This window comes from Echinicola marina, from assembly GCF_020463795.1.
GTDB lineage: Bacteria > Bacteroidota > Bacteroidia > Cytophagales > Cyclobacteriaceae > Echinicola > Echinicola marina.
The window spans coordinates 137004-160146 of the sequence record NZ_CP080025.1 but is presented as its reverse complement, the minus strand read 5'-3'; the positions used below and the strand labels follow the sequence as shown (position 1 = coordinate 160146).

The window sequence follows — 23143 nt, the reverse complement described above, 5'->3', positions numbered from 1 at the left end:
AATTTTACCTTTGTACAAATTTAATAATAACCTCGGTAAAATTGAATATAATAAAAAATATTAAAAACAGTGCCATTCGTGTCCTCAAAATAGAGGCTGAAGCAGTACAGAATTTAATTGGTCAAATTGATGATGAATTTGAAGCTTGTGTAAATGAAATACTGCTTTCAAGAGGGCGAGTGGTGATTACCGGGGTGGGCAAAAGTGCCATTGTGGCTACCAAAATAGTGGCTACTTTGAACTCCACAGGAACACCTGCATTATTTATGCATGCCGCTGATGCCATTCATGGGGATTTGGGTATGATTCAAAAGGAAGATTTTGTAATTTGTATTTCTAAAAGTGGCAATACTCCTGAAGTGAAAGTTTTAGTGCCTATGCTCAAAAAAATGGGATCTAAGCTGGCAGCTTTGGTAAGTAACAAAGATAGTTATCTGGCTAAGCAAGCCGATTTTGTTTTGGATGCCACGATTGAAAGTGAAGCCTGCCCACTTAATTTAGCTCCAACCACAAGTACCACGGCTCATATGGCACTTGGGGATGCATTGGCTGTTTGTCTGTTGGAGGCAAAGGGCTTTGGAAGTGATGACTTTGCAAAGTTCCACCCAGGAGGTTCCTTGGGCAAACAACTTTATCTTACTGTCGAGGATTTAGTGGTAAAAGATACTCTTCCCCTTGTTTCGGAAAAGGATGATTTGGCCAAAGTGATATTGGAGATTAGTGGAAAAAGGCTGGGGGCAACTGCAGTCCAAAATGTTGAGGGGAGCTTGGTTGGCATTGTGACAGATGGGGATTTAAGGAGGATGTTGGAGCAAAAGCAGGACCTTTCTACTGTCAAGGCAAAGGACATCATGACCAAAGGTCCCAAGACCATAGGGGTAGGAGAATACGCCATTCGAGCCTTGAATATGATGAAGGAATACAACATCACCCAATTGGTCGTTATGGATAAAGAAAAGATTGTTGGGTTTATCCATATTCATGACTTGATGAAAGAGGGTATTGTTTAAAATGAATCATGCAAAAACAACCATATATTGTAGTACTCGCCGGAGGAATCGGGTCTAAATTTTGGCCTTATAGTAGGAATAATTATCCAAAACAATTTTTGGATATTTTAGGTACAGGAAGAACCTTGCTTCAAATGACCTTTGATCGGTTTGTGAAATTGTCAGACCCTGAGCACTTTTTGGTCGTTACCAATCAAATGTATGTAGATATTGTCAAAGAGCAGTTACCTGATATTTCTGCAAGTCAAATTCTTGCAGAACCGTTGAGAAGGAATACGGCTACTTGTGTGGCATATGCCAGTTATAAGATCAAACGAGCAGATCCAGACGCAAGGGTGATATTGACTCCATCTGATCATTTGGTGTTAGATGAGATTTCCTTTCAAAGGAAAATCAAGCAGGGCCTGGCTGAAGCTGAGCATCATCATAGGCTAATCGCGATTGGGATAGAACCCAATCGACCTGAAACCGGCTATGGCTATATCCAGTACAAAGAAGGTGCAAATGTGGGAGCACTGAAAAAGGTCAAGACTTTTACCGAAAAACCAAATGCCAAACTGGCGGAGACATTTTTGGAAAGTGGGGACTTTGTGTGGAACAGTGGGATGTTTGTTTGGAAAAATGCGTCTATTATAAAGGCTTTTGAAAAGCAAATGCCCGAAGTGGCCGAGGTCTTTGAAGAGGGGCATCATTTTTATGGCACAGAGAAAGAGTACGAATTTGTGAAAAGAGCCTATTCCTTAGTGAAAAATGTTTCATTGGATTATGGAATTATGGAAAAATCAGAGGATGTGTATTTACTGAAAAGCAACTTTGGTTGGTCTGATCTAGGTTCTTGGATGAGTGTGCACCAGATAAAGGAAAGGGATGAGGATAATAATGTTGTTGACGCCAATGCAGTGTTATATGATACTACCAACAGTTATATTAAGGTTTCTCCAAAAAAGTTGGTAGTTGTCCATGGATTGGATAATTACTTGATTAATGAAACCGAAAATGTAATTCTTATATGTAAGCTGGATGCTGAGAAGAAATTCAAAGAATTTGTTTCTGATGCCAAGAGTAAAGGAGAGGATTTTATTTAAGATGTGAACAGACTTGCTTGTACAATATGCATGAAAGGATTAATCCAATGAGCAATTTTTCTTTGGGTTGGTCCTTTTGAAGTTTATCGAGTCTTAAGTGAGAAGATTTTTTTTATTATCCGAAACTTGAGGTTTTAAGGTCGTAAAGGGCGAATAAAAGCCAAGGTTTCGACAACTTTTTTAGAAATTAAATTCTTCTTATTGGCTCAGTATTGGGCTGAAGCATTTTTTTTCGCCAACCTTATTACTGGCTTGTGTCTGATAGGGAAATTGCAGCTGTTGGCTATGAAACAATGTTTTTTGGCTTCTTCATGTAATTGCATGGCTTTAGTCTTCATGGATTCTGCTTCCACTGTAACCACAGGATAAAGTACGACTTCATTAAATTGGCCCGATCCATTCTTGTTTTCATGCATGATGCCTTCAGCGTGGTCTTCATATGCTACGACACTTACACCCGCTTCTGCACAGAGATGAAGGTACCACAGCATATGACAAGAAGATATACTTGCGAGAAACATCTCTTCCGGGTTGTGGCGGGTTTTATCACCCCTAAAACAGGGATCCGCACTTCCCAATAAATGAGGCTTTCCCTCTGTGATGATTTCAAAATTTCTTTGGTAGGCAAGATAGCCGCGAGTACCCATACCGGAATTTCCGGTCCACTCTAAGACGGTTTGGTAATGATGGAATTTTGACATGCGAATAAGATAAAAAAATAGCTTGAAATTTCTATGGTTAAGAAGGTGTTAAATGAAAAAAAACAAAAAAATATAAAACCCAAGACATCAATAGCTTGGGTTGTTGATGTCTTGGGAGGAATTAAAGAGAGAATTCAACCTCTAATTTTTTTCCGAGTTCTCTAAGATCATTTTCTACTGGTTTAAGGAGAGGAATGCCGTTCTTGATTCGTTCTTTCTCAAGCTCCCTTTCAGGATCACCAGGGACCAAAACTTTTTCATTTCCTGGAGTGGTTTTGGCTTTGCGGAATCTGCAGATCCAATTGTCCATATGGGCTTTGAATTCATCGGCCGGCCTGAAAGCATCTACTCTCATGGCTCCAAAGAAGTGTCCAATGCCTTCTCCAACTGGGTTTGGGTCTGGCTGTAAAAAGGCAACAAATGGAGGGACCCACGGGCCGTAATTGGCACCAGAAAGCACGGCAGAGAAAATGTCAACGATAGATCCCAGTGCATAACCTTTGTGGGAGCCGTGTTCCCTGTCGCCACCCAAAGGGAGCAGGGCACCACCTTCTTTGACACCATAAGGATTGGTGGTGGGGTTGCCCTCTTTGTCCTGTATCCAACCTGAAGGTGCTTGTTCCTCTTTTCTTTGTAGAATTTCCAGTTTGCCATTTGCAGCGGTGGTGGTGGCCATGTCTGCAACAAAAGCGGGTTGTTCATTGGCTGGTATAGCTACAGCTATAGGATTGGTACCCAATAATCTTTCTTTGGAGAAAGTGGGGCTTACCAATGGGCTAGCATTGGTCATGGACATGCCAATCATGTCATGCTTTAAAGCTTGCATGGCATGGTGTCCAGCAATGCCGTAGTGGTTAGAGTTTTTGACTGAAACCCAACCGGTGCCAGCATTTTTTGCTTTTTCAATAGCTACTTTCATGGCATATGGGGCGACTACCAAACCAAGGCCCCCGTCTCCATCTACCACGGCTGTGCTAGGGCTTTCATGGACGATTCTTATATTGGGTTGGGGATTTATCCGTCCAGCTTCCCAAAGTCTCACATAGCCGGATAAACGGGCTACGCCATGAGAGTCTACCCCTCTTAAGTCGGCAGATAGTAAAACTTCAGTGGCTGTTTGGGCGTCTTCTTCTGGACAGCCCATTTTGATGAAAATACTTTTGGTAAAGGCAAATAGCCCTTCAAAGTTAAAGTTCATGCTGATTTTTATTTGAAGGTCTGAGACCTGAAGGTCTATGATTTAAAATTTTATGGTCTGGCGTTTTCCATGTCTCCACATGGCAACATTTCATTCTTGTTGATCAGCCTGGAGATTACCCCCTCTTTTAAAGCGTAATTGGAACAAACAAGTTCGGGAGCGTCCACATATTGTAAGATAAATTCTATCAAACAGGAAGCGACTACGATCATGTCTACCCTCATTGGGATCATTCCTGGGATTTGGAGTCTTTGCGCTTTGTTTAGGGTGACCAGCTTTTGGGCTAATATTTCAAATGCGGCCCTGGGTAAGTGGAAAACACTTTGTCCTTGTATTTTTGAGAGTTTGGAAGAGGCATAGTACATGTCAGTGAGTGTGTCAAAAGTCCCGGATGCTCCTACCAGCCTTTTGGGTTTGTACTTTTCCAGGGCATTGATGAGATCAGTGAGCTTTTCTTTGAGGTACTGTGTAAGCTTTACAACTTCCTCTCCGAGGATGGGATCATGATAATGGAAAAGGTCAAGCATTCTTTGGCCCCCGATTTCAAAGCTTTGCTTCCATAAGACCTCTTTTTCGTTGCCGATGATAAATTCAACAGAACCGCCGCCGATATCCATCATAAGGCTGTTTTCGGCATTTAAGGATCCACTAAAATTAATACCTTCATATATCAGCTGGGCTTCCTGGTCCCCATCGATGACATTTACTTTTATATTGACCTTTTCTTTGATGTCTTTTACAAATTGGCTTCCATTTCGGGCATTACGTACAGCGCTGGTGGCAAAAGCATAAATTTGCTGGATACCATTTGCATCAATTTCCTTCCTGAAATGCGTAAGGGTATCGAGGGCTCTTTTCTCAGCATCCGGGTGGATAAAGTTTTTGCTTATTCCTTTTTGTCCAATTTTTACTGGGACCTTTTCCTTGTAGATGGTTTTAAAACCACCTTTATCAAGTTCTACTAACAACAAATGGAATGTGTTGGTCCCCATATCAATGATGGCTGCCTTTGCATCTCTCATAATGCCCTTCTTTTGGTTGTGCGAATATAAAAAGTTTATTTAAAAAGCTTAGTGATTGCCGGACTTTATGAGAGAAAGAGTGTAAATGGTTGCTGTAAAAAACAGGATAATTCAACAGTCATAATGAAGCTGAAAATTTCATCCCTATGGCCATCCTGATTATATTTGGTTAAAGCTACTAAAACATAAGCCCATGAAAAGTTCAACCAAAGGAGTGTATACCTTGCCAGGTAATCAAGAAAAATTGGATCTGTTAAAAAAGAAAAATGAGGAATCACTTCAAGGTGGAGGAAAGGACAGGATAGCAATTCAACATGAAAAGGGCAAGCTGACAGCGCGGGAGAGAGTAGATTTATTGATAGATGAAGGGACTTTTCAAGAGATAGACAAGTTTAAAATGCACCGTTGTAAGGACTTTGGACTAGATAAGGAATATTACCTAGGAGATGGAGTGATTACGGGTTATGGAGAGGTAAATGGAAGGTTAGTTTATGTGTTTTCCCAGGATTTTACAGTCTTTGGGGGATCCTTGTCAGAAACGCATGCAGAGAAAATTTGTAAAATTATGGATATGGCCATGAAAAATGGAGCTCCAGTAATAGGCTTAAATGACTCTGGTGGTGCTAGGATTCAAGAAGGGGTGAGTTCACTAGGTGGCTATGCAGATATTTTTTACAGAAATACCTTAGCTTCAGGTGTGATACCTCAGATTTCGGCCATCATGGGGCCGTGCGCAGGAGGGGCTGTTTATTCTCCTGCTATTACAGATTTTATTATGATGGTGGAGGAAACTTCTTATATGTTTGTGACAGGTCCAAATGTGGTGAAGACTGTGACCCAGGAAAATGTAACCGCGGAGGAGCTGGGAGGGGCGAGTGCACACAGTGTGAAAAGTGGCGTGACCCATTTTGCCTGTGCAAATGAGGTAGAATGTATTATGAATATAAAGCGGCTGTTAAGCTATATGCCTCAAAATTGTGAGGACGATGCTCCTGTATATTTTTATGAAATGAGAAGGGATGAAGCGAGAAAGGAATTGGATAGTATTGTTCCTGAAAATCCTAATCATCCTTATGATATGCGTAAGGTGGTAAGAGGAATTGTTGATGAAGACAGCTTTTTGGAGGTGCATAAGGATTATGCCGATAATATGGTCGTTGGATTTGGCAGGATAGCAGGAAGGAGTATTGGTATCGTCGGAAACCAGCCTCAGTCTTTGGCGGGTGTTTTGGATAATCATGCTTCTATTAAGGCCGCAAGGTTTGTTCGATTTTGTGATTGTTTCAATATTCCCTTATTGGTTTTGGTAGATGTGCCGGGTTTTTTGCCTGGGACTGACCAAGAGTGGAATGGTATTATTTCCAATGGGGCAAAACTGCTCTATGCCTTTTCGGAAGCAACTGTTCCCCGGATAACAGTGATAACGCGGAAGGCCTACGGTGGAGCTTATGATGTGATGAATTCCAAGCATATCGGTGCTGACTTGAATTTTGCATGGCCGACTGCTGAAATTGCCGTGATGGGAGCAAAGGGGGCGGCAGAGATCATTTTTAAGAAGGAGATTGCTAATGCAGAGAATCCCGAGGAAAAGCTGCAAGAAAAAATCGATGAATACACCAGGGAATTTGCAAATCCCTACAGAGCTGCGCACAGGGGATATGTGGATGAGGTGATTTTACCTTCGAATACCCGGAAAAAGTTAATTTCTGGATTTAAAATGTTGGAAAACAAGGTGGATGTACTGCCCAAAAAGAAGCATGGGAATATTCCTTTGTGAGAGAAAATAGGAGGTATTGGTAATGGGGTTATGGTAGTTTTTATAGATTTTAATTTATGAATAGTTTTGAGGAGCTCGAAGTATGGGGAAAAGCGAGAGATTTAAGGGTTTTTGCCGCTAACCTAGTAAGCGATTTCCCGGTTGAGGAGAAGTTTGTACTGGTCAGTCAGGTGAAAAAATCTTCAAGGTCTATAGGGAATAATATTGCGGAAGGGTTTGGAAGAGGAACTTATGATGAGAATATCCAATTTTGTAGACAGGCTAGAGGATCTCTTTTTGAAACATTAGACCATATGATTGTTGCTTTTGACGAAGGTTTGATTTCTATAGATGATCTAAAAGATTATCGAGATTATCATTATGATTGCTTGAAGCTCTTAAATGGCCATATTTCTTCTATAAAAAAGAGTAGAAAATTGTAACATAGTTACTTGATTAGAGTATTAATCAAGTAGTTTACATTTAACATAATAAGCAAATACCATATTAATTTAGTTTTATGACAAACGAAGAACAATTTCTCTATAAATACCTAAACAATGCCTCTCCCACAGGCTTTGAAGCTTCTGGTCAGCAAATCTGGTTGGATTATTTAAAGCCTTATGTGGATGAATATTTTACGGATGCTTATGGCACAGCAGTAGGTGTTATCAATCCAGAAGCCTCTTTTAAAGTGGTGATAGAGGCTCATGCTGATGAAATTAGCTGGTTTGTGAACTATATTACGCCAGAGGGATATATTTATGTAAGGAGAAATGGAGGCTCAGATCATATGATTGCGCCTTCCATGCGGGTAAATATCCACACAGATGAGAAGATAATCCCAGGGATATTTGGATGGCCGGCCATACATGTTAGGAAGGGAGATAAGGAAGATAAGCCAAGCTTGGAAAATATTTTTATTGATGTAGGAGCAAGGTCAAAGGAAGAGGTAGAAGAATTAGGGGTTCATGTTGGTTGTGTGGTGACCTTCCGAGATGAACTGATGGATCTAAATGGTAAATTTTATGCAGGAAGAGCGCTGGATAACCGAATCGGAGGTTATATGATAGCTCAAGTAGCCAAGAAGTTAAGAGACAGCGGAAGAGCATTGCCATTTGGTCTTTATATTGTGAATGCGGTACAAGAAGAAATAGGGTTAAGAGGTGCTGAAATGATCGCTGCCAAGATAAAACCCAATTTGGCTGTGATTACTGATGTATGCCATGACACTACAGCTCCCATGTATAATAAAATCACAAGCGGAGAACAGGTGGCTGGTAAAGGACCTGTGTTGACTTATGGGGCTTCAGTACATAAAAAGCTATTGGATTTGGTCATCGCTTCAGCAAAAAAAAGGAAGTTGCCATTTCAGAGAGCAGCGGCTTCCAGAAGTACAGGTACAGATACTGACGCATTTGCTTATTCCAATGATGGGGTGCCTTCTGCCTTGATTTCTCTTCCTTTGAAATATATGCATACTACTGTCGAGACAGCTAGTAAAAAAGATATTCAGTCAGTGATTGATTTGATTGTAGCATTTTTAGAGGATTTAGATCCAGGATTTAACTTCAAATACATCGAATAGGAGATAGTGAAATATGTTAAATATTAAAGGGCAGCCAAAAGCTGTCCTTTTTTTATAGGATAAAGATGTTTTTTACTTGTTTCAATTTAACGTAAGAAAATGAAAATTAAATGTATTGAAATAATTATTTTATTATTAATTTCTAATCGGTTATGTAAAGAATGATTTAAACTGATTTTTTCTCATTTTAGATAATAGTGGCCGAAAATCCTCGTTTTGATTCCTTAATATGAGTGGATAGGAGAGGAAGGCAAGGCTAGGTTCATGTTTGCAGCTTTGTTAAAAACGTATTGAAATTTTTTTGTTTCATTTTATTTCGTTTAATTTGAAGTAGTTATAAAACGAAAGGAAATTGGGCGTAAGTCGATTTCTGAGAGGTTTTTGTAATCAAAAGGTAATTAATAGGTTCTTGCATGAAGTTTTGTGCAGGTGAGGTTGCCCGATTAATTTGATTTTATAGAAAAAATAGATATGATACAAACCACTTACTTGACCCTTAATACTGAATTAGCAGAGAAAAAAGGGGCATTTCACACAGCAAAAGAAATAGCTGGGCAGCCAGAGCTATGGAGCCAGGTTTATGAACAAGTGGATCAAATGAAGGAGAAGATCCAGGATTTTGTTGATCCAATTTTTGAAAAAGGTAATGCTAGGATAATCTTGACTGGGGCAGGTTCATCGGCGTTTATCGGAGAATCAGCTCAGGGCATCGTTCAGCAAAAAACCGGTGTGTTGACTCAGGCCATTGCGACTACCGATTTGGTGACGCATCCGGAATTATTTTTCATGGCTGGTACACCAACAGTTTTGGTTTCTTTTGCAAGGTCAGGGAATAGTCCAGAGAGTGTGGAAGCGGTAAGATTGGCAGATAAGTTTTGTAATCAAATATATCATTTGGTCATTACATGTAATGCTGAGGGGCAATTGGCGGCTTATGCCAACGAGTGTGAAGGAAACTGTTTGGCAATTGTATTGCCTGAAGCAGCAAATGACAATAGCCTTGCAATGACAGGAAGTTTTACTTCTATGTTGCTGACTGTTTTGATGGTTGCGGGAATTAAAGCATTGGATAAGTTAAAACCAGCCTTTGATAATGCTGTTGCTACCGCTAATCATATCCTGCATCATCAATTGGAAGATTTTGAGGCTTTGGCAGAACGCGATTTCAAAAGAGTGATTTTCCTTGGATCGGGTTCAATGCTAGGGGTGTCAAGGGAGTGTCATTTGAAATTACAGGAGCTAACTGATGGTCAAGTGGTTTGTAAGCATGATTCTTTCTTAGGTTTCAGGCATGGACCTAGGGCAGTGGCCAATGAGGATTCTTTGGTAGTATATTTATTTGCAAAAGATGCCCATGTCGTCCAATATGAAAATGATTTGGCTTTGAGTATCGGACAGGATAAAAGAGATATTAAAACCGTTTGTTTCGGTGACGAAAATGTAGAAGAGTATAATTCTATTTTGAATATACCTGTTGAAGGAGCTGCTGAGGATGCGGTATTCAATGTGTTGCCTGCTACCATGGTAGGGCAGTTATTAGGTTTTTACAAATGTCTTCAATTAGGCTTGCAACCTGATAATCCTTCTGTAAGTGGAGCGATCAGCAGGGTAGTTCAAGGAGTAATTATATACAAAAAGTAAATTGACATGATCCTTTCAGTTTGTCCTAATCCTTCAGTGGATACTTATGCATGGTTGAATACGATGGAACTGGGTGTTGCCAATAGGATAACGAAACTACAGGAGTTTGCAGGAGGAAAAGGTGTTCATGTAGCCATGGCCCTTAATGAGTTTGGTTCAAAAACTGATTTATTGGGTAGTTGGGCTGGGCATTCAGGTAAATGGATAAGGGAGTTTTGTGAAGAATTGGGAATGAAAAGCTATGGGCCTGAATTGGTAGGTGCCAATAGAAAGTGCTATACCTTTCTTTCAGAGGACGAGGATTTGCATCATACAGAATTGTTGGAGCCAGGTCCCGAGTTAAATGAGGGACAGTATCTTGCATTTATAAAAAACTTCAGCGAGCATTTGGATAATGCTGGTCTTGCAGTCCTTTCTGGCTCTTGGCCTAAAGGAAGCCCAGCATTTGCTTATGCAGAAATGACAGCGATAGCAGAAGAAAAAGGCAAAAAAGTCATTTTGGACTGTAGTGGTATACAACTTGCCAATGCGCTGGAAAGAGGTTTTTTTGGATTGCATCTCAATGAACATGAAGCAAAGGAGCTTTGTGGAAAGGATGATCCTTTGGAGGCCATGCAGGTTTTAAGTGAGAAAGTGGATTTGGTAGCACTTACCCGGGGAAAGGAAGGACTTTATCTTGGCTATTTAGGAAAGATAATTCATGCCAATGTAGTGATTGATCAGGTAGTAAGTACTGTTGGAAGTGGAGATTGTTTGACTGCAGGGATAGCCTATGGGGTGAACCAAGGGTTTTCTGTCGAGGAGATCGCTAGGCATGGAGTTGCTTTTGGAGCTGCTAACTGTCTGAGAGAAGATTTGGGAATGTTGTATCGTTCGGATGTGGAGGAATTGCTTCCTAAGGTGTCAATAAAAGAATTAAGTTATGCATAAAAAAGACCTTTTAGTAGTAGGTGAACTGAATATAGATTTGATCCTAAATCAAATCAAAGGATTTCCTGAAATGGGTTCCGAAAAGGTAGCCGAGAAGATGGATGTGACTTTGGGGAGTTCTTCTGCCATATTTGCCTCCAATATAGCTACCCTGGGAATTGAGACTTCCTTTTGCGGAAAAGTAGGAAATGATGATTTCGGTCAGTTTGTGTGTGAAACTTTAAAGAACAAACAAGTCGGAGTGGAGCATATTTCGGTTTCCAAAGCGTTCAAGACGGGCTTGACAGTAGTGATGAATTATGATCAGGACAGAGCGAATGTGACTTATTGTGGGGCTATGGAAGATTTGACCATTGAAGACATTCCTTGGGAAAAGGCATCGGAGTACAAGCATTTTCATTTGTCCAATTACTTTCTTCAAAAGGGAATTCAAAAAGATATCACTGAGATCTTTAAAAAGGCCAAAGAAGCAGGGATGAGCACTTCACTGGATCTTCAAGTAGATCCGGATGACCAGTGGGATTTTGACTATAAGTCCTGTTTGCCTTATGTGGATATATTTCTACCGAATGAATCAGAGTTGCTTTCTCTTACAGGAAAGACTGAAATAGATGAAGCCTTGGCAGAGCTGAAGGACCATGCCAATATTATAGCCCTAAAGATGGGGATAAAAGGAGGACTGGTTTATCAAAAAGGGGAGATTATCAAGGCAGAACCTTATATCAATGATCAATTTGTTGATGCTATTGGAGCTGGGGATAGTTTCAATGCAGGCTTTATCTGTAAGTTTCTACAGGGAAATACCTGGGAAGAATGCCTGAAGTTTGCCAATCTGACCGGTGCACTCAATACTACTGCGGCGGGAGGAACCGGTGCTTTTGATAATATGGAAAACTTAAAAAGTAGGGCCAAGAGTATTTTAAATCAAGAAATCTAATCGTCATAATGAAAATAAAAGATCAATTAAGAGAGTTTACCACTAAGAAACGTGGCCTTTTAGCAACTAACTTCTACAACCTTGAAACCCTTCAGGGAGTATTGAAGGCCGCTTCAGCTTTGGACGAACCTATTATTCTTCAGTTGACCCAAAGTTCAATTGATTATATGGGCTTAAATACTGCCGTTGCCATGGGTAGAGCGGCATTGGAGCAATATGGAGTGAAAGGATGGATTCACCTTGACCATGGAGGATCAGTAGAATTGGCTCAGGCTTGTTTGGATGCTGGTTTTGATTCTGTGATGATCGATGGTAGTGAATTGCCTTTTGAGGAAAATGTGAAAATCACCCAAGAAGTAGTAAAAAGAGCCCATAAATATGGAGCGCATGTAGAGGCAGAATTGGGATATGTGGCTAAGTTAGGTCAGTCTCATGAGCACCAAGGCTTTACTACAGCGGAAGAGGCAAGCACTTTTGTGGAGCAAACAGGAGTAGATGCTTTGGCCATTTCAATTGGTACTGCCCATGGATTCTATAAAGAAGAACCTAAATTGCAGTTTGACTTATTGACTGAGATTGCAGCTGCTACACCAGCAACTTTGGTATTGCACGGTAGTTCTGGGGTGCCTGAGGCCCAATTGAGAGAGGCTATTTCTAAAGGTATCTGTAAGGTGAATCTTGCTACTGAAATCAAAAATATCTTCATGAAAACACTTCAGCAATTGTTGAAAGAAAATGAGGAGATCGACCTTAGAAAGGTGTTTCCTAAGGCTACAGAATCGGTTACCGGTTTGGTAACTAAGAAGTTGGAAATAATGAAAAACGAACAGTAAATGATACGCCCCTTTATTGACGCCCACGTACATCTGAACACTACTTCCACCCAAAAAATGGAAAAAGCGTTAGCGCATGGGGTATCGTTTCTTTCCATTATTACTGAGATTCCTTTTTTTGATTCTATTGAGGGACAAGAGCAGGTGATAAAGGAATTGGATAAAAAGTATCCCAATCAGATCAAATATATCACATCCTTCTCCACAGAGAATTGGGGTGAGTCTGATTGGGCTGATAAGGCCATTGCACAAATTCAAAGAGGTCTGGACAATGGTGCCGTTGGAGTAAAAATCTGGAAAAATATCGGGATGGACTTACAGGATAAAGATGGTAGGTTTATCATGATCGATGATGAAAGTTTAGCGCCTATATTCAAGTACTTGGAAGAAAATGAGATTCTTTTGATAGGTCATCAAGGGGAGCCTAGAAATTGCTGGTTGCCATTGGAAGAAATGACTGTTGATTCGGATAGGAATTATTTTCAGGGTCATCCAGAATATCACATGTACCTTCATCCAGAATATCCTTCCTATATGGCGCAAATGGATGCTAGGGATAATATGCTGGAAAAGTATCCGAAGCTTAATTTTGTGGGGCTTCACTTGCTAAGTATGGAATACAGCATTGATGAAGTAAGTAAGCGAATGGATAAATATCCTAACTTGCTCACAGACTTGGCAGAAAGAGTTTGTCATTTGCAATTGCAATCCAAGGAGAGATGGGAAGATGTGAGAAACTTCATGATCAAGTATCAGGACAGGATCATTTATGGAACGGATGTAATTGATGATGGGTCTTTTGGAGAGCAAGGTGTAGCAGATAGGCTGGAGCATTTGTGGAAATTCCACTGGGACTTCTTTGCAACGGAAAAGGAATTGGAAGCTCCTGAATTTTCAGGGACTTTTAAAGGACTAGCTTTGCCTGAGGAAGTTTTGGAAAAGATATTTTATTCCAATGCCGCAAGGATTTATCGATTTGGTCAGTAGAAGATGGTTTATTGTCCTGTCAATTAGGCCAAGGAAGAAATTAAAAAGAGAAAAATTACACTAACCATATAATAAAAATGAGCAATAATAGAAGAGACTTTCTTAAGCTGTCTGGATTGGCAGGCATGGGGTTGGTAGGAGCAGGTATGAGTGGCTTCACTCAAGCCGAAATGGATAATGTATTAAAACAAAGCAAAAGAAAAGCAAACCAGCGTTTCAATATGTCTGGTTATGCCGCTCCAAAACTAGATGTAGTTCGCGTAGGATTCATTGGTTTGGGGATGCGTGGTCCAGGTCACGTAGAGCGAATGAGCAAAATACAAGGTGTTGAGATAAAGGGTATTTGTGACCTTGTTCCTGAGAAGGTGGACAAGATGAAGGAAAAGTTAAAAGGAACGCCTCACAATCCTGATACTTATTCAGGGTCAGCATATGCATGGAAAGAAATGGTGGACAGAGATGACATCGATTTGATCTTCATCCTTACTCCATGGGATTGGCACGTACCAATGGCCGTATATGCCATGGAATCAGATAAACACGTTGCTATTGAGGTTCCTGCTGCGACTACTTTGGAAGGATGCTGGGAATTGGTGGAGACTTCTGAGCGCACTAAGAAGCACTGCATGATGATGGAGAACTGTTGCTATGACTTCTTCGAAATGATGACCTTGAATATGGCCAGAGATGGTTTCTTTGGAGATATCGTGCATGGGGAAGGCGCTTACTTACATGACTTGCTAGGATTGAACTTCAGCAAAACTGGTTATGAGGATATGTGGAGGTTAAAGGAAAACTTCCGAAATGGTAACCTTTATGCTACTCATGGATTGGGACCAATCTGTCAGATCATGGACATCAACAGAGGTGACCAAATGGATTATTTGACTTCCTTGTCAAGTAATGACTTCATGATGAAGAAGCATGCCCAGGAACTAGCTGAAGAGGATAATTTCTTTGCTTCTTATGCAGAAGAGGATTACAGAGGAAATATGAACACCACTATTGTGAAAACCAAGAAAGGGCGTTCTATCATGATCCAGCATGATGTGACTTCTCCAAGACCATATTCAAGAATCCATTTGGTAAGCGGTACCAAGGGGATTGCTAGAAAATGGCCAAAAGAAGGTGTCGCTACTGGACATAGGTGGTTTACAGAGGAACAAATGAATGACCTGAAGGAAAAATATACTCCAGAAATCACCAAGAAAGTGGGTGAAATGGCCAAGAAAATCGGAGGTCACGGAGGTATGGACTTTATGATGACATGGAGATTGGTGGATTGTCTTAGGAATGGACTTCCGTTGGATCAAGATGTTTATGATGCAGCCCTTTGGAGTGCTATTTCTCCATTGTCTGAATGGTCTGTAGCCAATAGAGCTACCTCTATTGATGTGCCAGACTTTACTGGTGGAGCTTGGAAAACCAATACGCCAGTTAGCATTACCCTAGAAGGTGGAGGAAATACCAAAGTAAGGGTTTAAAAGCAAATTAAATTGCCATATGGGAAAGTCCTCGCGGTTTTTGCGGGGACTTTTTTTGCCTTTTTTGGATTGATTGTGACGGTTTTTTGATTCTATAAAGTGGGAGCAGGAGAGCTTTTGTTGAGTGGATTCCAAATATTATTTCGAAATTTTCTGAAAGTACTTTTTCATTTCTTTAAGTGTGGTTAACTTTGCGCATGGCAGAACAGATATTAATCCTAGATTTTGGTTCGCAGTATACGCAGCTTATAGCCAGAAGAGTAAGAGAACTCGATGTGTACTGTGAAATTCATCCATTCAATAACATCCCAGAAATTACTCCAGATATAAAAGGAGTTATATTGTCCGGCAGTCCTTGTTCGGTTAGGGATGAAGGGGCTCCAGATTTGGACCTCGATCAATTCCGTGGAAAACTTCCTTTGTTGGGTGTATGTTATGGGTCCCAGTTATTGGCTCAGAAATATGGTGGGACTGTACTGCCTTCTGAGATCAGAGAATACGGCCGGGCAAATCTAAGTTATATAGATAAGCACGTAGATTTGTTCCATGAAGTATCCTATGATTCGCAAGTATGGATGTCTCATGGGGATACCATTAAGGAATTACCTGAGGGATTTGATGTTATCTCCAGTACTCCTTCAGTAAAGGTGGCTGCCTTTAAAGTGAAAGATGAAGACACTTATGGTATTCAATTTCACCCTGAAGTAACCCATTCCTTGGAAGGCAAGAACTTGTTGAGGAATTTTGTGGTCCAAATTTGTGGATGCAGTCAGGATTGGACATCAGATATTTTTATTGATTCCACCATAGAAGGCCTAAAAGAGAAGTTGGGAGAGGATAAAGTAGTGATGGGATTGTCTGGAGGAGTGGATTCATCAGTTGCTGCGATTTTGATTCATAAAGCCATTGGAGATCATCTTACTTGTGTTTTTGTAGATAATGGTTTGCTCAGGAAAAATGAATATGAAGAGGTATTGGAGTCCTACAAAGATCTTGGCTTGAACGTGATTGGAGTAGATGCCAAACAGCGATTTTATGATTCCTTGAAAGGCAAGACAGATCCTGAAGATAAACGTAAGGCCATCGGAAATACATTTATTGAAGTATTTGACGATGAGGCACACAAAATAGAGGGCGTTAAATGGTTAGGGCAAGGAACCATCTATCCGGACGTGATTGAGTCTGTGTCTGTCAATGGACCTTCGGCAACCATCAAATCTCACCATAATGTGGGAGGCTTGCCTGACTTCATGAAGTTAAAAGTGGTTGAGCCATTAAATACTTTATTTAAAGATGGCGTAAGAGCTGTAGGAAGAGCTTTGGAGATCCCAGAAGCAATTATCGGAAGACATCCGTTCCCTGGTCCTGGTTTGGCAATTAGGATTTTAGGTGATATTACTGAAGAGAAAGTAGCGACCCTTCAAGAGGTGGATCATATTTTCATCAAGGGTCTGAAGGATCATGGCCTATATGATGAAGTTTGGCAAGCTGGTGCTATTTTATTGCCAGTACAATCTGTAGGGGTAATGGGAGATGAACGGACTTATGAAAAGGTGGTTGCGCTGAGAGCAGTATCCTCAGTGGATGGTATGACAGCAGATTGGGTGCATTTGCCTTATGAATTCTTGGGTTTGATATCCAATGAAATAATAAATAAAGTAAAAGGAGTGAATAGAGTTGTTTATGATATCAGCTCTAAGCCACCTGCCACCATTGAGTGGGAATAAAATTATAAAGCCTGGTGTAAATCAGGCTTTTTTTATCTGGTTTTGTATCAAAATCAATTAAATTCGTAAACCTTCAAAGAAAGGTATAAAATTTGATTCAAAGCGTTCAGGAACAGGTTTAGTCATGAGCACGTCAATTGATGCTTGCTCTCATCCAATGAGGAGGTCTTTCCTTTTGTTCTGGTAAATCATTCTAAGTTAATCTTACCCATGAAAAAAAAATATCTAATAGTACTTTTGGGGCTGATATTCCATTTATCTGCTATGGCCCAACAAAAAGGGGAGGGATATAGTGGAGCAGTGCGCTTAATTGACCTTGGCAATCAGGAAGAGGCCATGGATCAGTTGAGGCCTTATTTGAATTATAAGGAGTATGGTAATTTGTCCTTATACGCCCGTTATCACTTTGCTAGGTCCGCCTATAAAAACAATCAATATCAATTGGCCCAGGCTACCTTACTTGATCTATTGGGTAACTATAATTGGGAGAGAGAAGACGATGGGCTTTATCTTTTGACACTGGTCTATTTTGCTCAAAATGAAGCCTATGATGGTCTAAGTCAAATAAGTAAAATAGATGGTGAGATGCTAAAAAAAGAGGGGTATAAAGCCAGTTATGATTATTTAAGCAAAAATGCAACTACCAGTTTTTTGGCGGCACATTGGGGGGCTTTTAAACAAAACAAAGGTTATACCCTTGCCTTGAAGGAGAAGCTGCTCAGCCAATCTGTTTTGACCAGTGGTGAGAAGAAGATTCTTGCTGAAATGGAGAATATGGATTTAGGGGAGGGGAATACCGGCACTGCCAGAATCAAGAATGAGACCTTAGATGTGGCAGTCGTTTTGCCATTTAACTATCAAGGAGGGGCTGGCGTCAGTGATCTGGAAGGAAATAATTTTATTTTTGAATTGTACCAAGGAATTAGCATGGCTATTGAGCGTGCTCGTTCGCAAGGAATGGATATAGAGGTCAAAACTTTTGATACAGAAAGGAAAAATGAAGTGGTAAACAAGATTTTGGCTGACCCATTTTTTTCTAAGGCTGATATAATTGTGGGGCCACTTTACCCTGAAGAAACGGAGATTGTTGCTGGTTTTGCACAAAATAATAGGATTCCATTTGTCAATCCCCTTTCTAATATCACAGATGGTTTTGATGGGATGGAGTATGCATATCTTTTTAGGCCATCCACCAAGGTGATTGTCGATAGGATTCTGAATTATAGCAGGTCACATGTTAAAGGTAACCGGATAGCATTGGCTTATTCTGGTTCTACCCGTGATGAACTGATGGCTCGTGAGTTTGCCGAGGAAGCATCCAAAAGAGGTTATAGGTTGGTCTTCAATCAAAAGGTGAATTCGAGTAGTATCAGGGGATTTATGGAAAATATAGGTGTTAGGCCAGGAAGCACAGCATCCGTAGATCAAATAGTGATTTTCTCGGATGATCCTTATATCGCGTCACCAACCCTTTCTTTATTAGAATCTCAGACAACAGAAACTCCAATTTTTGTGATGGACAGTTGGTTGTATTTCAATTTTGCCAATTTTGATATGTTAGATGGGAATGAATTGTATTTTGTAGGGAATAATACCATTGATTTGTCGAAGAAGGCGGTAGAGGATTATAGATATAGGTTCTTTGAACGATATCATGTATATCCCGGGACCAATGCCTATGTAGGGTATGATTTAATGAACTGGCTAGCAAAAACCATTAATAATCAGCGCGGGTTTGATTTTAGAAGAAACTTGGACCAAAATAATAATGTAGAAGGAAGTTTAAGTTTCGGTCTGAATTTTAACAATAGCCACTCCAATCAGTATGTTCCAGTATTGAAATTGAATGCTGGAAAACTAGAAGAAATTAAATTATAGTTTTAATGAATATCAATAATAGTAAGGCGCTTTTTGCTAAGGCCCAAAAATTTATTCCTGGAGGAGTAAATTCTCCAGTTAGAGCTTTCAAAGCAGTAGGAGGGGATCCTTTGTTCATAAAAAAGGCCGATGGTCCATATCTTTTTGATGAGGATGGAAATCGGTTCATAGAGTTGATCAATAGCTGGGGGCCGATGATCATTGGACATAATCACCCGATGATAAAGGAAGCGATTATTAAAGCAATGGAGGATGGTACTTCTTTTGGAGCACCTACTTCCAAGGAAATTGAGATTGCCGATCTGATCACCAGTATGGTTCCGTCTGTGGATAAGGTCAGAATGGTTAATTCCGGAACTGAGGCCACGATGTCCGCAGTTAGGTTGGCAAGAGGTTATACAGGTAGGGATAAGTTTATCAAGTTTGAAGGTAATTACCATGGTCATGGTGATTCTTTTTTGATTGCAGCCGGTTCTGGAGCGATTACAATGGGAGAACCCAATTCCCCCGGCGTCACCAAGGGGACGGCAAAAGATACTTTGTTAGCCCCTTATAATGACCTTGAAGCAGTTAAAGAATTGGTGGCGGCCAATAAAAATGAAGTAGCTGCAATTATTTTGGAACCTGTTCCCGGTAATATGGGGCTTGTATTGCCTAAAGAAGGCTTTTTGGAAGGCTTGAGGAAGGTTTGTGATGAAGAGGGAATTGTGTTGATATTCGATGAGGTAATGACTGGTTTCCGTCTTGCACAAGGTGGCGCTCAGGAAGTTTTTGGCGTTACTCCTGACTTGACTACCATGGGTAAGATTATAGGTGGAGGAATGCCTGTAGGTGCATATGGTGGCAAGAAAGAAATCATGGAGTTTGTTTCACCTTCTGGGCCGGTATATCAAGCTGGCACACTCTCTGGGAATCCAATTGCTATGGCAGCAGGTTTAGCGATGCTGCAATACTTGCATGATACACCAACTGTTTATAAAGATTTACAGGCCACGGGTAATGCTATAGTAGAAGGTATCAAAGAAAGTTTGCAGAAATTAGGACTAGATTATACAGCAACCCATTTAGGTAGTATGTACAGTTTGTTCTTCACAAATAAGGAGGTGACAGACTTTGAGTCTGCCAAGGAATCAGATACAACTTTGTTTGGGAAATATTTCCAGGCCATGTTGAAAAGAGGGGTTTATTTGGCGCCATCCCAATTTGAGAGTTTATTCCTTTCAACCTCACTGAAGCAGGAGCATATTGAGCATATTATTTATGCCAATGAGGAATCGCTTAAAGAGATCCACTCATAAGGAATTTAGGCCAGTTCAATCGAACTGGCTTTTTTATACCAATAGTAAGGAGAGGTAGAGCTCAACCAGAATTGCAATGGACAGGGTAGTGAAATAGAAGAATCCCAATAACCAGAATTTTACCATGGTTTTGAACCATCCTTGTTTTTGGGTTTTAAGAAGGGATATATAGGTGTAGGTGCTGACTACAATAAAACAAAGCCAAAAAGTCCATTCGCTGATTCCAGGAGTGAATTTTATCAATAATAGACCAAGTCCATAAATAAGGTAGGCAAAGCTGTGCAAATGTAAGCCTTCCACCAAATGCTCCACATAGAAACCAGGATTCCTGATGTATAACAGCTTCATGAATAAAGCAAAAAAAGGAAGCAGCACAAACATCATCACTGGAAGGTTTTTAGCTGATTCGATAAAAAACAGATTGGAATTGGCAATGAAATTTCGAACCATAGTGTCGTCCAGATCAGTCATGAAATTGTATTTGCTATGAAGCAAATCCATAAAAGTGCTGTCAGGGATTTCTTCATCCTGTGCCATGATTTTTAACTCCTGCCAATCGGATTTTGTGGGCAGTGGCGAAGAATCTAATGTGTCAGGCAGGTTAAGTTTTTTTGAAAGGCTATCTGTACTTATATCTCCAAAAATCTCTTTCAATTCCTGTATTTCTTTTTGCTCCAAAGAATCTGTGAGATTGATTACCGTTGAAGTGGATGAATCTGGAGGAGTGGAATTCATGTTAATGGCCTTGTCTATAAGGTTTTTTGGCAGGAGACTACTGATAATGAAAAAATAGAAAATAGACAGAATGAGGTACATTCTAATGGGGTGAATGTATTTCGTTCTTTTACCTTCGTTAAATTCAATACTTAGTCTTCCTGGCTGGCTGATAAAACCGGGATTGTTCTAAAAAGTTTGGTTTCAAAGCTGATATAATTGGAGAAAAAATCTTTGATAAAAAGCCCAATGGAGACATTTTTGTCCATGTTCTCCTGACCACAGTTAGGACAGAAATTGTCCTCAAGGTTTAAGTTTTGGTCACAATTTAGACATTTGGTTAATTTTCTGTTCTTTTTCATTCAATACAAATAAGTGGCTTACTTGGTTATTGTGTTAATGATTATTGATCAGCTTTTATGCTGGATATTTTAATGAAATAATTGCCCGGAAAAAGCCAGTCTATTACTTTTGATCTAATAAATTAGCATCAAAATAGAAAATATATGCAAGAAAAGATAAAAGTATATGGTATCAAGAATTGTGATACAATGAAGAAGACTTTTAAGTTGTTGGAAGAAAATGGGATGGAATACGATTTTCATGATTATAAAAAGGAGCAGCCAACAGCTGAACTTTTAGGATCCTTTCTTTCCAAGGTTCCATTGGAAGTTTTGTTGAATAAACGAGGGACTACATATAGAAAATTGAGTGATGAAGAAAAGGCCCAGGCAGAATCAGCCTCAAGCGCCATCCCTTTATTGTCAAAAAATAGTAGCATGATCAAAAGGCCAGTAATGGTTTTTCCTGATGGTGAGATTCAGGCAGGCTTTAAAAAAGAAGAAATATTAGGTAAAAAATAAAACCTGGCTAGCCAGGTTTTATTTTTGTGTCAAAGTATAGTTCAAATTCGAATCAATTTTATTTTTGTTTTTGTCCAAGAGGGTGAAGTGAATACCATCTTTTTCTTGAAGAAAAGTTTTGAATTGTTGGTCATTCTCATCAATTAAGCTTATCAACATGGCTCCTGGATCAGCTTTCATGCCATAGCTCACTTCGTAAGTGCCAGTGGTTTCAAAGCTTCTGTCACCTTCTGGAGTGTCTAGGTAAGTTTCTGTCAACCTAAACTCTCTAATGGTCTTGTCGGGATTGTTCTCCAGTTGAAGAACCATTTTTATGCCTTTACAGTCAGCACAAGGAATGGTTCCTTCGTAGGTGTACCAAGTTGAAGTTTTTTTCTCGAGGATCTTATCTGCTGCGGTGGAAATTCCTGTTTCCGGCTGTTCTTGGTTAGCCGTTTCATTTGCAGGTTGATCACAGGCAAATGTCAGATAGAAAAGAACAGCGATGCTTAGCAGATAGAAATTTTTCATCTTTAATTATTTAAAATTGACTAAAAACTCTGGTAAGTTAGTCAAAATATCTTTGGTCATCTCTTCCAACCCATAGGAATGTTTCCAATCCCAGTCTTTTTGGGCAGCACTATCGTCAATGCTGTCAGGCCAAGTGTCCGCGATGTTTTGTCTAAAATCCGGATTGTAACTAATATTGAATTTTGCGCCTTGACTAATGATACAATCATAAAGTTCCTTTGGGTTGAAGCTGATTCCTCCAAGGTTATAACTAGACCTGATTTTGATGTTTTCAGCAGGTGCGTGCATAAGGTCGAGGGTGGCTTTGATCCCATCAGGCATATACATCATGGGAAGATAGGTGTCTTCTTTCAAGAAGCACTCAAAATCTTCTCCTTCGATGGCTTTGTGGAAGATATCTACTGCGTAATCGGTTGTTCCGCCACCTGGCAATGATTTATAGCCAATCAATCCTGGATACCTGATGCTTCTTACATCTACATTGTGTTTTTGGAAGTAGTATTCACACCATCTTTCTCCAGCTTGTTTTGAAATGCCATAGACGGTGTTAGGGTCCATGATACAGTGCTGGGGTGTGTTTTGCAATGGCGTGTTGGGGCCAAAAACAGCAATGGAGGATGGCCAATAAATTTTATTCAGCTTTTGCTCTTTTGCCAATTCTAAAATGGAGAGCAAGCTTTCCATGTTGAGTTGCCAAGCAAAGAGAGGGTTCTTTTCACTTGTGGCAGAAAGGATGGCCGCTAGATGGTATATCTGTGTGATTTTTTCGTTTTTGACGATTTTTGTCAATCCTTCCCGATCCATTACATTTAGTGGAAGGAAATTGCAATAATCAAATTTGTGTGCTACTGACTCATTGATATCTGTGGCAAAGATATTCTCTCCACCATAAATCTCAGCCAATGCTAAGGTAAGCTCTGAGCCCAATTGTCCGGCTGCTCCGGTAATTAGTATTTTTTCCATAATTTTCCTGAGCTTAGC

General features: G+C 40.1%; 21 protein-coding genes and 1 pseudogene. 15 read left to right on the top strand and 7 right to left on the bottom strand.

Annotation, left to right across the window (positions count from 1 at the left end):
- The first annotated feature begins 41 nt into the window (after positions 1–41).
- A complete protein-coding gene (locus KZP23_RS00795) occupies positions 42–1010 on the top strand; it encodes a KpsF/GutQ family sugar-phosphate isomerase (protein WP_226334284.1) in 969 nt (322 codons plus the stop codon).
- An 8-nt stretch (positions 1011–1018) separates the two neighbouring features.
- Positions 1019–2095, top strand: a complete 1077-nt coding sequence (locus KZP23_RS00790) for a mannose-1-phosphate guanylyltransferase (protein ID WP_226334283.1) — start codon at positions 1019–1021, stop codon at positions 2093–2095.
- A gap of 206 nt (positions 2096–2301) precedes the next feature.
- Here KZP23_RS00790 and KZP23_RS00785 read toward each other — a convergent pair whose 3' ends face one another.
- The 3 genes from KZP23_RS00785 to KZP23_RS00775 form a co-directional block, all read right to left on the bottom strand.
- Positions 2302–2796, bottom strand: a complete 495-nt coding sequence (locus KZP23_RS00785; protein ID WP_226334282.1) for an OsmC family protein — start codon at positions 2794–2796, stop codon at positions 2302–2304.
- Between the two features lie 121 nt (positions 2797–2917).
- Positions 2918–3994 carry an Ldh family oxidoreductase gene (locus KZP23_RS00780; RefSeq protein ID WP_226334281.1) on the bottom strand — a complete coding sequence of 359 codons (1077 nt, stop codon included), beginning with the start codon at positions 3992–3994 and terminating at the stop codon, positions 2918–2920.
- Positions 3995–4044: 50 nt separating this feature from the next.
- A complete protein-coding gene (locus tag KZP23_RS00775) occupies positions 4045–5016 on the bottom strand; it encodes a Ppx/GppA phosphatase family protein (protein ID WP_226334280.1) in 972 nt (323 codons plus the stop codon).
- Positions 5017–5209: 193 nt separating this feature from the next.
- Between KZP23_RS00775 and KZP23_RS00770 the strand changes: the two genes are divergently transcribed.
- The 12 genes from KZP23_RS00770 (at position 5210) to hemL (ending at position 20075) form a co-directional block, all read left to right on the top strand.
- The gene (locus tag KZP23_RS00770; RefSeq protein ID WP_226334279.1) at positions 5210–6793 is read left to right on the top strand and encodes an acyl-CoA carboxylase subunit beta; all 1584 of its coding nucleotides are present in this window, start codon (positions 5210–5212) and stop codon (positions 6791–6793) included.
- A 56-nt stretch (positions 6794–6849) separates the two neighbouring features.
- A complete protein-coding gene (locus tag KZP23_RS00765) occupies positions 6850–7215 on the top strand; it encodes a four helix bundle protein (protein ID WP_226334278.1) in 366 nt (121 codons plus the stop codon).
- A 77-nt stretch (positions 7216–7292) separates the two neighbouring features.
- Positions 7293–8360: a M20/M25/M40 family metallo-hydrolase gene (locus KZP23_RS00760; RefSeq protein WP_226334277.1), complete on the top strand. Its 1068-nt coding sequence runs from the start codon at positions 7293–7295 to the stop codon at positions 8358–8360.
- Between the two features lie 471 nt (positions 8361–8831).
- The gene (locus KZP23_RS00755) at positions 8832–10001 is read left to right on the top strand and encodes an SIS domain-containing protein (RefSeq protein ID WP_226334276.1); all 1170 of its coding nucleotides are present in this window, start codon (positions 8832–8834) and stop codon (positions 9999–10001) included.
- 6 nt (positions 10002–10007) lie between these two features.
- Positions 10008–10931: a 1-phosphofructokinase family hexose kinase gene (locus KZP23_RS00750; RefSeq protein ID WP_226334275.1), complete on the top strand. Its 924-nt coding sequence runs from the start codon at positions 10008–10010 to the stop codon at positions 10929–10931.
- Positions 10924–11868, top strand: a complete 945-nt coding sequence (locus KZP23_RS00745; protein WP_226334274.1) for a carbohydrate kinase family protein — start codon at positions 10924–10926, stop codon at positions 11866–11868. The genes KZP23_RS00750 and KZP23_RS00745 overlap by 8 nt, the downstream gene beginning before the upstream one ends.
- An 8-nt stretch (positions 11869–11876) precedes the next feature.
- On the top strand, positions 11877–12701 hold the full coding sequence (locus KZP23_RS00740) for a class II fructose-bisphosphate aldolase (RefSeq protein WP_226334273.1): 825 nt from the start codon (positions 11877–11879) through the stop codon (positions 12699–12701).
- Entirely contained in the window at positions 12702–13688 is a 987-nt protein-coding gene (locus KZP23_RS00735) for an amidohydrolase family protein (RefSeq protein WP_226334272.1), read from the top strand.
- Between the two features lie 77 nt (positions 13689–13765).
- Entirely contained in the window at positions 13766–15172 is a 1407-nt protein-coding gene (locus KZP23_RS00730) for a Gfo/Idh/MocA family protein (RefSeq protein ID WP_226334271.1), read from the top strand.
- Positions 15173–15369: 197 nt separating this feature from the next.
- Positions 15370–16899, top strand: a complete 1530-nt coding sequence (gene guaA, locus KZP23_RS00725; RefSeq protein ID WP_226334270.1) for a glutamine-hydrolyzing GMP synthase — start codon at positions 15370–15372, stop codon at positions 16897–16899.
- Positions 16900–17109: 210 nt separating this feature from the next.
- On the top strand, positions 17110–18777 hold the full coding sequence (locus KZP23_RS00720; protein ID WP_226334269.1) for an ABC transporter substrate-binding protein: 1668 nt from the start codon (positions 17110–17112) through the stop codon (positions 18775–18777).
- A gap of 5 nt (positions 18778–18782) precedes the next feature.
- Positions 18783–20075, top strand: a complete 1293-nt coding sequence (hemL, locus tag KZP23_RS00715) for a glutamate-1-semialdehyde 2,1-aminomutase (RefSeq protein WP_226334268.1) — start codon at positions 18783–18785, stop codon at positions 20073–20075.
- A 33-nt stretch (positions 20076–20108) separates the two neighbouring features.
- Here the strand turns inward: hemL and KZP23_RS00710 are convergent, their stop codons facing one another.
- Positions 20109–20810 carry a hypothetical protein gene (locus KZP23_RS00710; protein WP_226334267.1) on the bottom strand — a complete coding sequence of 234 codons (702 nt, stop codon included), beginning with the start codon at positions 20808–20810 and terminating at the stop codon, positions 20109–20111.
- A 63-nt stretch (positions 20811–20873) separates the two neighbouring features.
- Positions 20874–20963, bottom strand: a pseudogene (locus KZP23_RS23105) (DUF3667 domain-containing protein); the annotation flags it as partial.
- 332 nt (positions 20964–21295) lie between these two features.
- On the opposite strand from KZP23_RS23105, the gene KZP23_RS00700 reads away from it, so the two are divergent.
- Entirely contained in the window at positions 21296–21652 is a 357-nt protein-coding gene (locus tag KZP23_RS00700) for a Spx/MgsR family RNA polymerase-binding regulatory protein (RefSeq protein ID WP_226334266.1), read from the top strand.
- A gap of 18 nt (positions 21653–21670) precedes the next feature.
- Here the strand turns inward: KZP23_RS00700 and KZP23_RS00695 are convergent, their stop codons facing one another.
- Both KZP23_RS00695 and KZP23_RS00690 read right to left on the bottom strand, forming a co-directional pair.
- Entirely contained in the window at positions 21671–22162 is a 492-nt protein-coding gene (locus tag KZP23_RS00695; RefSeq protein WP_226334265.1) for a copper resistance protein NlpE, read from the bottom strand.
- A gap of 6 nt (positions 22163–22168) precedes the next feature.
- Entirely contained in the window at positions 22169–23125 is a 957-nt protein-coding gene (locus KZP23_RS00690; protein WP_226334264.1) for an NAD-dependent epimerase/dehydratase family protein, read from the bottom strand.
- Positions 23126–23143: the final 18 nt, after the last annotated feature.

Bases quoted from the DNA above. Each gene is read 5' to 3' on its own strand.
- KZP23_RS00790 (WP_226334283.1), top strand. From the start codon at position 1,019: ATGCAAAAACAACCATATATTGTAGTACTCGCCGGAGGAATCGGGTCT.
- KZP23_RS00785 (WP_226334282.1), bottom strand. From the start codon at position 2,796: ATGTCAAAATTCCATCATTACCAAACCGTCTTAGAGTGGACCGGAAAT.
- KZP23_RS00780 (WP_226334281.1), bottom strand. From the start codon at position 3,994: ATGAACTTTAACTTTGAAGGGCTATTTGCCTTTACCAAAAGTATTTTC.
- KZP23_RS00775 (WP_226334280.1), bottom strand. From the start codon at position 5,016: ATGAGAGATGCAAAGGCAGCCATCATTGATATGGGGACCAACACATTC.
- KZP23_RS00770 (WP_226334279.1), top strand. From the start codon at position 5,210: ATGAAAAGTTCAACCAAAGGAGTGTATACCTTGCCAGGTAATCAAGAA.
- KZP23_RS00765 (WP_226334278.1), top strand. From the start codon at position 6,850: ATGAATAGTTTTGAGGAGCTCGAAGTATGGGGAAAAGCGAGAGATTTA.
- KZP23_RS00760 (WP_226334277.1), top strand. From the start codon at position 7,293: ATGACAAACGAAGAACAATTTCTCTATAAATACCTAAACAATGCCTCT.
- KZP23_RS00755 (WP_226334276.1), top strand. From the start codon at position 8,832: ATGATACAAACCACTTACTTGACCCTTAATACTGAATTAGCAGAGAAA.
- KZP23_RS00750 (WP_226334275.1), top strand. From the start codon at position 10,008: ATGATCCTTTCAGTTTGTCCTAATCCTTCAGTGGATACTTATGCATGG.
- KZP23_RS00745 (WP_226334274.1), top strand. From the start codon at position 10,924: ATGCATAAAAAAGACCTTTTAGTAGTAGGTGAACTGAATATAGATTTG.
- KZP23_RS00740 (WP_226334273.1), top strand. From the start codon at position 11,877: ATGAAAATAAAAGATCAATTAAGAGAGTTTACCACTAAGAAACGTGGC.
- KZP23_RS00735 (WP_226334272.1), top strand. From the start codon at position 12,702: ATGATACGCCCCTTTATTGACGCCCACGTACATCTGAACACTACTTCC.
- KZP23_RS00730 (WP_226334271.1), top strand. From the start codon at position 13,766: ATGAGCAATAATAGAAGAGACTTTCTTAAGCTGTCTGGATTGGCAGGC.
- guaA (WP_226334270.1), top strand. From the start codon at position 15,370: ATGGCAGAACAGATATTAATCCTAGATTTTGGTTCGCAGTATACGCAG.
- KZP23_RS00720 (WP_226334269.1), top strand. From the start codon at position 17,110: ATGAAAAAAAAATATCTAATAGTACTTTTGGGGCTGATATTCCATTTA.
- hemL (WP_226334268.1), top strand. From the start codon at position 18,783: ATGAATATCAATAATAGTAAGGCGCTTTTTGCTAAGGCCCAAAAATTT.
- KZP23_RS00710 (WP_226334267.1), bottom strand. From the start codon at position 20,810: ATGAATTCCACTCCTCCAGATTCATCCACTTCAACGGTAATCAATCTC.
- KZP23_RS00700 (WP_226334266.1), top strand. From the start codon at position 21,296: ATGCAAGAAAAGATAAAAGTATATGGTATCAAGAATTGTGATACAATG.
- KZP23_RS00695 (WP_226334265.1), bottom strand. From the start codon at position 22,162: ATGAAAAATTTCTATCTGCTAAGCATCGCTGTTCTTTTCTATCTGACA.
- KZP23_RS00690 (WP_226334264.1), bottom strand. From the start codon at position 23,125: ATGGAAAAAATACTAATTACCGGAGCAGCCGGACAATTGGGCTCAGAG.